Source organism: Streptomyces sp. SD31 (assembly GCF_052068475.1).
In the GTDB taxonomy this organism is placed as follows: Bacteria; Actinomycetota; Actinomycetes; order Streptomycetales; family Streptomycetaceae; genus Streptomyces.
The window spans coordinates 90353-103311 of sequence record NZ_JBQHCX010000003.1 but is presented as its reverse complement, the minus strand read 5'-3'; the positions used below and the strand labels follow the sequence as shown (position 1 = coordinate 103311).

The 12959-nt window shown below is 70.9% G+C and carries 13 protein-coding genes; 8 read left to right on the top strand and 5 right to left on the bottom strand.

Annotation, left to right across the window (positions count from 1 at the left end; all coding sequences use genetic code 11):
* The first annotated feature begins 180 nt into the window (after window positions 1–180).
* Together ACTMVF_RS07830 and ACTMVF_RS07825 are read left to right on the top strand one after the other, a co-directional pair.
* Window positions 181–1650: an amino acid permease gene (locus ACTMVF_RS07830; RefSeq protein ID WP_441270217.1), complete on the top strand. Its 1470-nt coding sequence runs from the start codon at window positions 181–183 to the stop codon at window positions 1648–1650.
* A 10-nt stretch (window positions 1651–1660) separates the two neighbouring features.
* A complete protein-coding gene (locus tag ACTMVF_RS07825; RefSeq protein WP_048581051.1) occupies window positions 1661–2113 on the top strand; it encodes an Lrp/AsnC family transcriptional regulator in 453 nt (150 codons plus the stop codon).
* A gap of 69 nt (window positions 2114–2182) precedes the next feature.
* On the opposite strand, the gene ACTMVF_RS07820 is transcribed toward ACTMVF_RS07825, so the two are convergent.
* Window positions 2183–2560 carry a hypothetical protein gene (locus ACTMVF_RS07820; protein WP_441270216.1) on the bottom strand — a complete coding sequence of 126 codons (378 nt, stop codon included), beginning with the start codon at window positions 2558–2560 and terminating at the stop codon, window positions 2183–2185.
* Window positions 2561–2817: 257 nt separating this feature from the next.
* Between ACTMVF_RS07820 and ACTMVF_RS07815 the strand changes: the two genes are divergently transcribed.
* The gene (locus ACTMVF_RS07815; RefSeq protein WP_441270215.1) at window positions 2818–4014 is read left to right on the top strand and encodes an MFS transporter; all 1197 of its coding nucleotides are present in this window, start codon (window positions 2818–2820) and stop codon (window positions 4012–4014) included.
* On the opposite strand, the gene ACTMVF_RS07810 is transcribed toward ACTMVF_RS07815, so the two are convergent.
* Entirely contained in the window at window positions 3983–4519 is a 537-nt protein-coding gene (locus ACTMVF_RS07810) for a Repetin (protein WP_441270214.1), read from the bottom strand. The two genes, ACTMVF_RS07815 and ACTMVF_RS07810, sit on opposite strands and share 32 nt — an antisense overlap.
* A gap of 308 nt (window positions 4520–4827) precedes the next feature.
* Here ACTMVF_RS07810 and ACTMVF_RS07805 point away from each other — a divergent pair, with 308 nt between their 5' ends.
* Both ACTMVF_RS07805 and ACTMVF_RS07800 read left to right on the top strand, forming a co-directional pair.
* Entirely contained in the window at window positions 4828–5616 is a 789-nt protein-coding gene (locus ACTMVF_RS07805; protein WP_441270213.1) for a carbon-nitrogen hydrolase family protein, read from the top strand.
* A gap of 52 nt (window positions 5617–5668) precedes the next feature.
* Complete coding sequence (locus ACTMVF_RS07800; protein ID WP_441270212.1) at window positions 5669–7369, top strand: flavin monoamine oxidase family protein; 1701 nt, start codon at window positions 5669–5671, stop codon at window positions 7367–7369.
* Between the two features lie 12 nt (window positions 7370–7381).
* On the opposite strand, the gene ACTMVF_RS07795 is transcribed toward ACTMVF_RS07800, so the two are convergent.
* Window positions 7382–8311: an LLM class F420-dependent oxidoreductase gene (locus ACTMVF_RS07795; RefSeq protein ID WP_441270211.1), complete on the bottom strand. Its 930-nt coding sequence runs from the start codon at window positions 8309–8311 to the stop codon at window positions 7382–7384.
* A 98-nt stretch (window positions 8312–8409) separates the two neighbouring features.
* On the bottom strand, window positions 8410–9096 hold the full coding sequence (locus ACTMVF_RS07790; RefSeq protein ID WP_441270210.1) for a DUF5995 family protein: 687 nt from the start codon (window positions 9094–9096) through the stop codon (window positions 8410–8412).
* Window positions 9097–9270: 174 nt separating this feature from the next.
* On the opposite strand from ACTMVF_RS07790, the gene ACTMVF_RS07785 reads away from it, so the two are divergent.
* On the top strand, window positions 9271–10419 hold the full coding sequence (locus ACTMVF_RS07785; protein ID WP_441270558.1) for a glycoside hydrolase family 6 protein: 1149 nt from the start codon (window positions 9271–9273) through the stop codon (window positions 10417–10419).
* 11 nt (window positions 10420–10430) lie between these two features.
* On the opposite strand, the gene ACTMVF_RS07780 is transcribed toward ACTMVF_RS07785, so the two are convergent.
* A complete protein-coding gene (locus ACTMVF_RS07780) occupies window positions 10431–11438 on the bottom strand; it encodes a GlxA family transcriptional regulator (protein WP_441270209.1) in 1008 nt (335 codons plus the stop codon).
* A 170-nt stretch (window positions 11439–11608) separates the two neighbouring features.
* On the opposite strand from ACTMVF_RS07780, the gene ACTMVF_RS07775 reads away from it, so the two are divergent.
* Window positions 11609–12187 carry a cysteine hydrolase family protein gene (locus ACTMVF_RS07775; RefSeq protein WP_441270208.1) on the top strand — a complete coding sequence of 193 codons (579 nt, stop codon included), beginning with the start codon at window positions 11609–11611 and terminating at the stop codon, window positions 12185–12187.
* Window position 12188: 1 nt separating this feature from the next.
* A complete protein-coding gene (locus tag ACTMVF_RS07770) occupies window positions 12189–12896 on the top strand; it encodes an isochorismatase family protein (protein ID WP_441270207.1) in 708 nt (235 codons plus the stop codon).
* Window positions 12897–12959: the final 63 nt, after the last annotated feature.

Here is a 12959-nt window from a genome sequence, read left to right as displayed (position 1 = left end):
CCAGGAACGCAATGATCTTGCGGGTACGCGCAAGGTTGCTGCATTACGACGGCAACGCCGCTCCTCATAGGCTGTCGCCTCGTACGTGGCGTGGCAGGGACCCCGCTCGGTGGGTTCCTGCTGTCGCAGGGTGCCGCCGGTCCCCGCCGCCCTGAGAGGCAGCGACGAAGGAGTCAGCGCGTGCTCGACCAAGGCGCACCCCCGAACAACCGCACTCAGACAGGCCCCCCGTCCCCGGGTGTCGGCACGCGCCTGATGCGTCGCAAGCCCGTGGAACACCTGGTCGCAGAGGGTGGCCAGGGTGAGGGAGGGTCCCTGCGGCGCTCCCTGGGGCTGTGGCAGCTCACCATGATCAGCATCGGTGCCACCCTCGGCACCGGCATCTTCGTCGTCCTTGGCGACGCCGTCCCGGAGGCCGGCCCCGCGGTCACCCTGGCCTTCGTGATCGCCGGCCTCACGGCGCTGTTCTCGGCCCTGTCGTACGCCGAGCTGGCGGGCAGCATCCCGGTCGCGGGCTCCTCGTACTCGTACGCATACGCAACGATGGGCGAGCTCGTCGCCTGGGTCTGCGGCTGGTGTCTGGTGCTGGAGTACGGCGTGTCGGTGGCCGCCGTCGCCGTCGGCTGGGGCGAGTACCTCAACGAGCTGCTCGACGGGACGATCGGCGTCACCATCCCGGCCGTGCTGTCCTCGGCCCCCGGCGAGGGCGGGATCATCAACCTGCCCGCCCTGATCGTCGTCCTGCTGGCGATGGTGTTCCTCCTCGGCGGCGTCCGCGAGTCCGCCCGCGCCAACACGATCATGGTGGCCGTCAAGATCGCCGCGCTGGTGCTGTTCTGCGCGGTCGGCTTCATGGGCTTCAAGTCCGGCAACTACGCCGACTTCATGCCGCTCGGCATGGCGGGCGTGAGCGCCGCCGGTGCCACGCTCTTCTTCTCCTACATCGGCTTCGACGCCGCCTCCACCGCCGGTGAGGAGGCGAAGGACCCCAAGCGGGACCTGCCGCGGGCGATCATGCTCTCGCTGATCATCGTCACCGCGCTGTACGTCCTGGTCGCGGGTGTCGCCGTCGGCGCCTGGAACTGGAAGAAGTTCGAGGGCTCGGAAGCCTCCCTCGCCGCGATCATGAACGACGTCAGCGGCCAGTCCTTCTGGGGCACGCTGCTCGCCCTCGGCGCGGTCATCTCCATCGCGAGCGTGGTCCTGACCGTGCTCTACGGCCAGACCCGCATCCTCTTCGCGATGTCCCGCGACGGTCTGGTGCCCAAGGCGCTCGGCAAGGTGCACCGGAAGACCGGTGCGCCCCGCCTCAACACCGTCATCGTGTCCCTGTTCTGCGGTGCGCTCGCCGCCCTCATCCCGCTGGGCAAGCTCGTCGACGCCACCAGCATCGGCACGCTGTTCGCGTTCGGGCTGGTCAACATCGCGGTGATCGTCCTGCGTTACCGGCGGCCGGAGCTCGAGCGCACGTTCAGGGTGCCGTTCGGGCCGGTGCTGCCGGTGCTGGGTTTCCTGTTCTGCGCGTACAACATGTTCAGCCTGGACAGCGTGACCTGGGTCGTCTTCGGGTGCTGGATGGCCGCGGGTCTCGTGTTCTACTTCCTGTACGGCTATCGCCGTTCCCGTCTTGCAACACCAGAAGTGAAGTGAACCACCCGCAGTGCTGAACGATCTCGACGAACGCATCGTGCACGCCCTCGCCGAGGACGCCCGCCGCTCCTACGCGGACATCGGGCAGCTCGTCGGCCTCTCCGCGCCCGCCGTGAAGCGGCGCGTGGACCGGCTGCGCGCCACCGGAGCCATCACCGGATTCACCGTACGGGTGGATCCGTCGGCCCTCGGCTGGGAGACCGAAGGGTTCGTCGAGATCTACTGTCGGCACAACACCTCGCCGGACACCATCCGGCGGGGGCTGGAGCGGTACCAGGAAGTCGTGGCCGCCTCCACCGTCACCGGGGACGCCGACGCGGTCGTGCAGGTCTTCGCCTCCGACATGCGGCACTTCGAGCGGGTGCTGGAGCGGATCGCGGGGGAGCCGTTCGTGGAGCGGACCAAGTCGGTGTTGGTGTTGTCGCCGTTGCTGCGGCGGTTTTCTTCGGGGTCACCTACGTAGTGTTTTTCTGCGGGGCGGTGGGGGCTTGTCGCGCCCACGCGGCGGAGCCGCACGTCTATAGCCGCACGTCTATACAGCCCCGCGCCCCTGAAGGGCGCGCTTGCGCACCGTCCTCAGCATGCGCCGTACGGCCACCTTGTGCCCGCGGGTTCCGATCACGAGGAGCCGGTAGAGGCGCCCGGCCGGGCCGGGGAACGTGGCCCTGCTCTCGGCACGCACCCGGGTGTGCCCCGTGGCAGCCTCCTCCAAGCGGAAGACCAAGGCGTACGTCGAGAAGCGATGGCTTCCGGCGAGCGCCAGCTCCTTCCCCGGTACCGCGGTGACCACGTGGAACAAGGGGTGGTCCACGGTCTCGGCGATAGCCCGCCAGACGGCGTCCGGTTCCGCGGCGACGATCGACGTGTGCGCGTCGACGAACGGCAGGTCGTGGATCTCGGTGGCGTCCATGTCCGCAGTCTCGCGTGCCGTTTCGCGCTCCGGCGTCCTCCCGCGGGCCGACGTCCGTCGCCGCTCGGCGGAGGTGTCCGGCGCCCGCCTCCTCCTGGGGAAGGGCACCCGGCACCGCATTCCCGCTGCGTCTGCGCGCCCCGCCCGCCTATCATCGATGCCATGACCTGGCGACATTGATCCACCAGCCGTGCCTCCCGAGGGCCGCCTCGGACGCCGTACCCCCGGTGTCCGAACAGTCCCTGCGGGAAGGCCTCATGACACTCTCACCTGCGCGTGTGCCCGCCACCGGTGTCCGGCGGCTCACGGTCACGCTGTACGGCTACTCGTTCCTCGACGACTTCGTCCTGCTCTACCCGGTGTACGCGCTGCTGTTCGCCGACACCGGCCTGTCGCTCTGGCAGATCTCCTCCCTGTTCGCCCTGTGGTCGGTGACCGCCGTTCTGCTGGAGGTCCCCTCCGGCGCCTGGGCCGACGCCGTCTCGCGGCGGCTGCTGCTGTGGCTCGGCCCGCTGCTCACCGCCGTCGGCTTCGGGCTGTGGGTGCTGGCGCCGTCGTACTGGGCCTTCGCGCTCGGCTTCGTGCTGTGGGGCGCCGGCGGAGCGCTCGGTTCCGGTGCGCTGGAGGCGCTGGTGTACGACGAGCTGGAGCGGCTGGGCGCCGCCGACCGTTATGCGCGGGTCATGGGCCGGGCCCGGGCCGCGCGACTGGTGGCGACGATGGCCTCCGTCGGCCTCGCCGCACCCGTCGTCGCGCTGGGCGGCTACCCGGCCGTCGGCGCGGCGAGCATCGTGGCCTGTCTGCTGACCGCCGCCACGGCGACCCGGTTCCCGGAGCACCGGGTGCCGCCGGAGACCGGGGGCGACAGCTGGGCGACGACCCTGCGGACCGGACTCGCCGAGGTCCGCGGGGACCGTTCCGTGCGCGGTGCGCTGCTGCTGATCCCCGCCGTCGCCGCCGTATGGGGGGCGCTCGACGAGTACACCCCGCTGCTGGTCCGGGACCTCGGCGTCGCCGAGGCGACCGTGCCCTATCTGATCCTGCTGATCTGGGCGGGCGTCACTGCCGGAAGCCTGCTGACCGGGCCGGCCGAACGCCTCGGCACCAGAGGGCTCGCGGCGCTGCTCGCGGGCTCCGCGCTCGCCCTGGCCCTAGGAGCCGCGGCCGGGACAACGGCCGGCATCGCGCTGGTCGGCCTCGCCTTCGGCGGGTTCCAGGTGGCGGAGGTGCTCGCCGACGTCCGCCTCCAACACCGTATCGACGAGTCCCGCCGGGCCACCCTCACCTCGGTGGCGAGCCTCGGCACCGAGCTGGCCACGGTCGCCACGTTCGGCGTGTACGCGCTGCTCGGCACGGGGGCGGCACACAGCACGGTGTTCGCGCTGCTCGCGGTTCCCTACCTGGTGACGGCGCTGGCCCTGGCTAGAAATCGGGCTGCCACGGCACGACCGTGAAGTCGCCGGTGCCCTTCCTGACCTTCTCGAAGGGCGCCGAGCTCACGCACTTGGGCAGGTTCTTCGGGCCGAGGTCCTCGGTCGTCGCCCAGCTGTAGCCGAGCCGGTCGTGGCGGCCGAGGTCGTGCACCGTGATGCCCACCCGCTTGCCCTTCTCGCCCGGCAGGTCCGTGTCGGTGACCACGCCGGAGACGACGGCCACCTTGCCCCCGGTGACGAGGCAGTCGACCTTCGCCTTCGCCCAGGCGCCCTCGCCGTTCCGGTAGTGGCTCCACTCGAAGGTGCCGGTCGCCTTCATCGGGTCGGCCTTGTCCGCGGCGGCGAGACGCGCGTCGAACGAGAACGTGATGTCGTCCCCGGCCGAGCGGTAGAGCTTGGCGGTGCCGGTGAGTGCGGCGGCCTCTCGCGGCTTCTCATGGTCGCCGGAGGCGGCCGCGGAGCCCGCTGCTCCGGCGGTGAGCAGCAGTGCGGAGCCGAGCACGACGATCTTCGTACGGCGCTTCATGGCAGTCCTTTCCGCAGGTGAAGTGGACAGTCCCACTCTCCCGGCGGCGCGCCCGCACCACATCGCGCCGGGGACGGGACCTCGCCTCGGCCGTCCGGCGGGGGAGGCCGGTCGGGCGTGCGCCTCGAGGAGGACCGGGGGTACGACGGAGGTCGCGCAACGAATCGCCGTCGGCGCCCTGGTGCACGCAACAAACCGCTCACCGGCGCGCAACGGCTCCTTCTTGTCCCCCCTGCTCAGCCGCCCGTACCGTCTACATGGCCCCTACACGGCCCTCCTGCCCCCCTTCCGCCCGGTGAGGAACACGCATGCGCACCGCCCTGCTCCAGAGCTCCGGCCGACCCGGCTCGACCGTCGAGAACCTCAAGGTGCTCGACGACGCCGCGGGCCGTGCCGCCGCCGCGGGCGCCGGGCTGCTGGTCGCGCCGGAGATGTTCCTGACCGGGTACGCGATCGGCGACGACATCGCCCGTCTCGCCGAGCCCGCCGACGGCGACTGCGCGGACGCGATCGCCGAGACCGCGACGCGGCACGGCCTGGCGATCGCCTACGGCTACCCCGAGCGGGCGGGCGACGCCGTCTTCAACTCCGCCCAGCTGATCTCCGCCGACGGCACCCGGCTCGCCAACCACCGCAAGACCCACCTCTTCGGCTGCTTCGAGCGCGACCACTTCACGGCGGGGGACCAGCCGGTCGTCCAGGCCGAGATCGACGGCCTCCGCGTCGGCATCCTGATCTGCTACGACGTCGAGTTCCCGGAGAACGTCCGCGCCCACGCCCTCGCCGGCACCGACCTGCTCGTCGTGCCGACCGCGCAGATGCACCCGTTCCAGTTCGTCGCCGAGTCGATGATCCCGGTGCGGGCCTTCGAGAACCAGATGTACGTCGCGTACGTCAACCGGGTCGGCCAGGAAGGGGAGTTCGAGTTCGTCGGCCTCTCCACCCTGGCCGGCCCCGACGGGGTCGCGCGTACCCGCGCCGGGCGCGGTGAGGAGCTCGTGCTCGCCGACGTCGACCCCGTCTTCCTCGCCGCCTCCCGCGAGGCGAACCCGTATCTGAGGGACCGCCGCCCCGGTCTCTACGGCTCCCTGATCTGAGCCTCGCTCCCCTCCCCCCGCAGTCCCTGTTTGTGCAAGGAGTCCGTACCCCATGACGTCCACGGTGCCCAACGCCGTCCAGCACGCCGACGAGCAGCAGCCCCCGATCACCATGTTCGGCCCGGACTTCCCGTACGCGTACGACGACTTCCTCGCCCACCCGGCGGGGCTCGGCCAGATACCCGCGACCGAGCACGGCACCGAGGTCGCGGTCATCGGCGGCGGGCTCTCCGGCATCGTGGCCGCGTACGAGCTGATGAAGATGGGTCTCAAGCCGGTGGTGTACGAGGCCGACCAGATCGGCGGGCGGCTGCGGACCGTGGGCTTCGACGGCCCGAACACCGAGGATCTGACGGCTGAGATGGGCGCGATGCGCTTCCCGCCGTCCTCCACGGCCCTCCAGCACTACATCGACCTCGTGGGCCTGGAGACCCGGCCCTTCCCCAACCCCCTTGCCGAGGCGACCCCTTCGACGGTCGTCGACCTCAAGGGCGAGTCGCACTACGCCGAGACGATCGAGGACCTCCCGCAGGTCTACCGGGACGTCGCAGAGGCCTGGAACAAGTGCCTCGAAGAGGGCGCCGACTTCTCCGACATGAACCGGGCCATGCGCGAGCGTGACGTCCCGCGCATCCGCGAGATCTGGGCGAAGCTCGTCGAGAAGCTCGACAACCAGACCTTCTACGGCTTCCTCTGCGACTCCGAGGCCTTCAAGTCCTTCCGGCACCGCGAGATCTTCGGCCAGGTCGGCTTCGGCACCGGCGGCTGGGACACCGACTTCCCCAACTCCATCCTGGAGATCCTGCGGGTCGTCTACACCGAGGCCGACGACCACCACCGCGGCATCGTCGGTGGCTCCCAGCAGCTGCCGCTGAGGCTCTGGGAGCGCGAGCCGGAGAAGATCGTCCACTGGGCCTACGGCACCTCGCTCGCGAAGCTGCACGAGAACGGCGCGCCCCGCCCGGCCGTGACCCGGCTGCACCGCACCGCGGGCAACGGGATCACCGTGACCGACGCGAACGGCGACATCCGTACCTACCAGGCGGCCGTCTTCACCGCCCAGTCCTGGATGCTGCTGTCGAAGATCGCCTGCGACGACTCGCTCTTCCCGATCGACCACTGGACCGCCATCGAGCGCACCCACTACATGGAGAGCTCCAAGCTCTTCGTGCCGGTCGACCGGCCGTTCTGGCTCGACAAGGACGAGGAGACGGGCCGGGACGTCATGTCGATGACGCTGACCGACCGTATGACGCGCGGCACTTACCTGCTGGACGACGGCCCGGACAAGCCGGCCGTCATCTGCCTGTCGTACACCTGGTGCGACGACAGTCTGAAGTGGCTGCCGCTGTCCGCGAACGAGCGGATGGAGGTCATGCTGAAGTCGCTCGGCGAGATCTACCCGAAGGTCGACATCCGCAAGCACATCATCGGCAACCCGGTGACGGTGTCGTGGGAGAACGAGCCCTACTTCATGGGCGCCTTCAAGGCCAACCTGCCGGGCCACTACCGCTACCAGCGGCGCCTGTTCACGCACTTCATGCAGGACCGGCTGGCCGAGGACAAGCGGGGCATCTTCCTCGCCGGCGACGACATCTCCTGGACGGCCGGCTGGGCCGAGGGCGCGATCCAGACCGCGCTGAACGCGGTCTGGGGCGTCATGCACCACTTCGGGGGCGCCACCGACCCGGTCAACCCCGGTCCGGGTGATGTGTACGACGAGATCGCACCGGTGGAGCTCCCCGAGGACTGATCCGGGCCGCGGTCAGATCCCGGCGGCCCGCACCGCCTCGAACACCTCGGCGGCGACGTCCTTGAGCTCCTGGCCGTCCCGGCAGGTGCACTGGACGTCGATGTAGAACTCCTCGACGCCGGACTCGGCGTGGGCCGCCAGGTCCTCCACGATCTGTCCGACGCTGCCCTGGAAGGGCTGGCGGTCCTCGCCGTCGTACGCCTTGGGCGTGTGCAGCGCGTTGATCCGCGCCGCTGTCCTGAGCGGCCGGGTGCGGCCGCGCTCCGCAGCGAGGTCCCGCACCTGCCGCAGGCCGGCGGCGAGCTGCTCGGCGCCCATGGCAATGGGGAACCAACCGTCGGCGCGGTCGACGAGCCGGGTCATCGCCTTCTTGCTGGTGGCCGCCAGCAGGACGGGGACCGGCCGGGCGGGCTTGGGCCCGACCACGGAAGAGGCGATCTTCGTGAGGCGGCCGTCGTAGGTCACCGGGTCCGGGCCCCACACGGCCTCGCAGACGTCGAGGATCTCGTCCAATACCTGGCCACGCTCCTCGAACGGGGCCGCTCCGGCGGCCGCGTACTCGTCCAGCGACCAGCCCGTGCCCAGGCCCGCCACCAGCCGGCCGCCGCTCGCCGCGTCCAGCGTGGCGAGGGCCTTGGCCAGCCGGAACGGGTGGTGCAGCGGGGCCACCAAGACGCCCGTTCCGAGCTCGACCCCCTCGGTCGCGGTGACCGCCAGGGTCAGCGTCACCAGGGGGTCCGGCACACCGCGGTAGTGCTCGGGCCAGGGGAGTCCCGGGATGCCGTACAGGCCCTGCGTCGCGGGCTCCGGGAACAGGGCGCGCTCGTACACCCACAGGCTGTCGTAGCCGATCTGCTCGGCGGCGCGTGCCACCTCCGGTACATCGCGTCCGATGTCGTACTGCCGCGCTTGCGGGAGATGCAGTCCCAGCCGGATGGCCATGCGTACGCTCCTTTGCGTCATTTCGCCCGAGGCAGTTCAACGGTCAACCTAACGCGGATGCAGGGGCCTTGAAGCGGTACGGCACGCGTGTGGCCGGATCAGTCCGGCAGCGGCGTGAGCAGCATGCGGCCCGCGAACCCCACCGCCCCGTCCAGCCGCTCGGTGAACTCCTCGGCGACGTCCGGCAGTCGGCGCAGCGCCCACAGGGCACGGGCCGCCGACCAGGTGGCGTCCCGGGCCCGCTCCAGGCTCCAGGAGCCGAGCAGATGGGTGAGCGGGTCGGCGATCTGGAACAGGTCGGGACCCGGCATCAGATCTTCGCGGATGCGCTCCTCCAGCGAGACGAGGAGATCACCCACGCGGTCGAACTCGTCCTCCAGCTCGGCGGGTTCGCAGTCGAGGCTACGACAGGCGTCCACCACGGCGAGCGCCAGGTCGTGCCCGATGTGCGCGTTGATGCCCGCGAGCGCGAACTGCAGCGGTCGTACGCCGGGATGGCGGCGCATCTGGAACAGGGGCCGCCAGCAGGCGGGCGGGCGCCCCTCGTCCTGGGCCGCGCGCACCGCCGCGAGATACCGCTCCGCGAACCGCACGTCCAGCGTGATCGCGGCCCGCGCGTCCGTGAACCGGCCGCCGTCGATGTGCCGGTCGACCGCCTCCGTGACGGTGAGGTAGACGCGGTTGAAGACCGCGACTCCGTCGGCTTGGGGCAGGGTCGCGTCGAGGGCGCGCATACGGGAGATGACCGCGTCCACAGGTGTGGTGAATTGTTCGCATTGCGCCATGGGGGCAGAGTCCCAGCTTTAGGCTGGCGGGAGTGTCGGCGGGCCCGGCGCTTCCCCAGAACGGGGGAACGCGCTCGCTGTCGGGGGAGGGGGAGCAGGACCGTGCCAGGCTTACGTGCCCAGCGACTGGCCGCACGCAGGTCCGAGCGCAGGAGGGCGGCCCGGCGCCATGCCATGGTCGTGGCTGCGTCCGTCGTGGTGGCTGTCGGCACCGCGACCGGCATGATCTCCGCGCTCGACGACAGGGGGCGCTCCCACGAGGCCAGGCCGCCCGCGACGACGCGCACGCCGAGCTCTCAGTCCCTGCCGCTCGTGCCCTCGGCCTCCCCGTCGGTCACCAAGTCCCCTTCGCCGACGGCCACTTCACCGACTCCGAAGAAGCAGGCCGGCCCCACGAGTCCCGCGAGCCCTCCTCCCTCGCCGACCAGGACCGAGCGGAAGCAGCAGCCGGCCGTGGTGTCCGCCCGCCTCTACCGCCACCCCGACTCCCAGGTACTCGAGTGGGTCCGTGACAACGCCGGCGACCCGCGCCATGCCGTCATCGAGTCCCGGATCGCCGCCCAGCCGGCCGCGGTGTGGTTCGCCGACTTCACGCCGGAGACCGTCACCGCCCGGGTCCGCGCGGTCACTTCGGGCGGGTCGGCGCTGGGACGGGTGCCGGTGGTCGTGCCGTACGCGATACCGGACCGTGACTGCGGCGGGTACTCCGAGGGCGGGGCGCCCGACCTCGACGCCTACGACGCCTGGATCGACAGGTTCGCCGCGGGGCTGGGCTCCGGCGACGTCATCGTGATCCTGGAGCCCGACTCCGTCGCCCAGTCCGAGTGTCTCTCCGCCGGGGAACGCGCCGACCGCTTCGCCTCGTTGGCCCGCGCGGGCCGCGCCTTCAAGGCCGCGAACCCGAAGGCGCGCGTGTACTACGACGCCGGGCACTCCGGCTGGAACACGCCCGCGAAGCAGGCGGAGCGGCTGAAGCAGGCCGGCGCCGCCTCGGCCGCGTCGTCCGACGGCATCTTCAGCAACGTCTCCAACTTCCACGCCACGGCCGACGAGATCGCCTACGGCCGACAGGTCCTCGACGCCCTCGGCGGACCGGCGAGCCTGGGTGCCGTCATCGACACCAGCCGCAACGGCGCCGGGGCCCCGGCCGACGGCGACTGGTGCGATCCGGCGGGCCGCAAGCTGGGCCGGGCGCCGACGCTCAGCACCGGTGAGGCGCGGATCGACGCCTACCTGTGGGTGAAACTGCCGGGGGAGTCCGACGGGTGCAAGGGGAGGCCGGGGACCTTCACGGCGTCGTACGCCTACGACTTGGCGCGCTGAGACAACGCGCTCTACGTCGTGTGCCGGACCGGAGTGGCGCGCAGCCGGGCCCGGTACTCGCTCGGCGTCGTGGCGAGGCGGCGGCGGAAGGCCCGGATCAGGGTGTCGACGGTGCCGAACCCGCAGCGGGAGGCGATCCGTTCGAGAGTGTCGTCGGTGGTCTCCAGCAGGTTGCCGGCCAGCTCGACCCGGGCCGACTCGATGTAGGCGTGCGGGGTCGTACCGAGTTCGGTCTTGAAGATCCGGGTGAGCTGCCGGTCACTGACATGCGCGTACGCGGCCAGGTCAGGGACGGTCAGGCGCCGGTCGATGTTGTTCAGGATGTGGTGCCGGAGGTCTTCGATGCGGCGGGTCGTGGACACCTGCTCCAACGGCACGCTGAACTGCGACTGACCGCCGGGTCGCTTCAGGTACATCACGAGCTGGCGAGCGACGCGCAGCGCGACCGCCTCGCCGAAGTCCTCCGCGACCAGCGCGAGGGACAGGTCCAGGCAGGCGCTGATCCCCGCGCCGGTCCAGACCTCGCCCGCCTCGCGGATGAAGATGGGATCCGGGTCGACCAGCACCGCCGGATGGTCGGCGGCGAGCCGCTGCGCGGTCGACCAGTGCGTGGTGGCGCGCTTGCCGTCGAGGAGCCCCGCGGCGGCGAGGATGTGCGCACCGACGCACACCGAGGCCACGCGCCGGGCGCGGGCGGCCAACGCCTTCACCCGGGCCACCGTGCCGGGCTCGACGACGGGGTGGATGCGGCGCTTGCCGTCGACCTCGACCGAGCCGGGCACCAGCAGGGTGTCGATCGCCCGTGCGCCGACTTCGTCGAACGTGGTGTCGGGCAGAATCCGCACGCCCGCCGCCGTCGTCACCGGCTCCGGTGTCTCGGCGGCCAGCACGACCTCGTAGCCGACCCGCTCCGTGGTCTCGCGCGGGACGAGAGAGAACACCTCCGGCGGGCCGGTGACGTCGAGGAGGTCGACGCCTTCGAACAGCACGATCACGATCAACCGGTTCACGGTCCCCACCCTGCGGCCCCCGTTTCGCTCACGGACACGGGCGTCGGTTTCTGCAAATAGCGCGTCATTGCCGACATCCCGGTTCGCGTCATAGCGTCGTATGTGTGTTCAACAGTCTGTTGAACAGCGGTCTGTTGAACAACTTACCCATGCCCCCGGCAGAACCCTGGAGAAGACCTGTGGCAAGCAAGACGCTGCGCGAACTCGGTGGCGCCGACACCACCCCCGCGGCCCTCGCCTCCTCGACGCTCATCCTCGTCGACTACCAGAACACCTACACCCGCGGTGCGATGGAACTCGACGGCTGGAAGCCCGCCCTGGAAGCGGCGTCGGACCTGCTGTCCCGGGCCCGCCGGGCCGGAGCCGAGGTCATCCACGTCCAGCACGACGGCGGCGAGGGCTCGCCCTACGACATCCGCGCGGAGATCGGCGCGATCCACCCCGCCGTGGCGCCGATCGAAGGCGAGTCCGTGGTCGTCAAGCAGGCCCCGGACGCCTTCCACGGCACGGAACTCGGCAAGCTCGTGGACGAGGCCGGCAACGAGACCGTGATCGTCGCCGGGTTCATGACCCACATGTGCATCGCGTACACGTCGGCGTCGGCGGCGCTGCGCGGCAACAAGCCGACTGTTCCGGCGGACGCGTGCGCCACGCGGTCGATCGTGGACGTGTCCGCCGACGAGCTGCACCGCAGTGCGCTGGCGGCCATCGCCGACGCGTACGGCGTGGTCGTCGCCTCCGGCAAAGAGCTGGCCTGACATGGCGTCCCGCCGCGGATTCCTGAAGGTCGGCGGTGCGGCCGCCGTCGGAGGCGCCGGGGTGTTCGGCGCCACCCGGCTGGGCGACAGCCCCGCGCAGGCGGCGGACGCGGACACGTCGGGCACGACGACGCTGCGCAGGCTCAACGGCTTGGCCGACAAGCCGGCTTCGCTCGCCTCCGCCACTTTGATCATGGTCGACTACCAGAACACCTACACCCGGGGTGTGATGGAACTGACCCGCTGGCAGGCGGCCCTGGACGCCGCGGCCGAGCTGCTGAGCGCGGCCCGCGAGGCGGGCGGAAAGGTCATCCACATCGTCAATGACGGCGGGGAGAACACCCCGTACGACATCCGCCGGCCGATCGGCCGGATCCACGACAGGGTCAAGCCCGCGAAGGGCGAACAGACCGTGGTCAAGAAGGCCCCCAACGCCTTCGTGAACACCGACCTCGGCAGGCTCGTCGACCGGGCGGGGAACGAGGACCTGGTCATCGCCGGGTTCATGACGCACATGTGCGTGACGTTCACCGCCGAGGGCGCGTTCCTGCGCGGCAACAAGCCCACCGTCGTCGCGGACGCCTGTGCCACCCGGCCGTTGCCGTCGGTCGGGGGCGGGCTGTCCGCCGAGCAGATCCACCAGAGCGCGCTGGCGACGATCGCCGACCTGTACGGCGTCGTCGTTCCCTCCCACAGCGCACTGACGTAACACCCCGAAGTTCTCCCTCTCCGGCGCCCCAACAGCCCCACGCTGTCGGAGAGGGAAGCTCCC

Excerpts from the sequence above, each read along its gene's own strand:
- ACTMVF_RS07810 (WP_441270214.1), bottom strand. The coding sequence starts at position 4,519 with ATGAAGCGCCGTACGAAGATCGTCGTGCTCGGCTCCGCACTGCTGCTC.
- ACTMVF_RS07815 (WP_441270215.1), top strand. The coding sequence starts at position 2,818 with ATGACACTCTCACCTGCGCGTGTGCCCGCCACCGGTGTCCGGCGGCTC.
- ACTMVF_RS07790 (WP_441270210.1), bottom strand. The coding sequence starts at position 9,096 with ATGGCGCAATGCGAACAATTCACCACACCTGTGGACGCGGTCATCTCC.
- ACTMVF_RS07770 (WP_441270207.1), top strand. The coding sequence starts at position 12,189 with ATGGCGTCCCGCCGCGGATTCCTGAAGGTCGGCGGTGCGGCCGCCGTC.
- ACTMVF_RS07795 (WP_441270211.1), bottom strand. The coding sequence starts at position 8,311 with ATGGCCATCCGGCTGGGACTGCATCTCCCGCAAGCGCGGCAGTACGAC.
- ACTMVF_RS07805 (WP_441270213.1), top strand. The coding sequence starts at position 4,828 with ATGCGCACCGCCCTGCTCCAGAGCTCCGGCCGACCCGGCTCGACCGTC.
- ACTMVF_RS07785 (WP_441270558.1), top strand. The coding sequence starts at position 9,271 with ATGGTCGTGGCTGCGTCCGTCGTGGTGGCTGTCGGCACCGCGACCGGC.
- ACTMVF_RS07800 (WP_441270212.1), top strand. The coding sequence starts at position 5,669 with ATGACGTCCACGGTGCCCAACGCCGTCCAGCACGCCGACGAGCAGCAG.
- ACTMVF_RS07820 (WP_441270216.1), bottom strand. The coding sequence starts at position 2,560 with ATGGACGCCACCGAGATCCACGACCTGCCGTTCGTCGACGCGCACACG.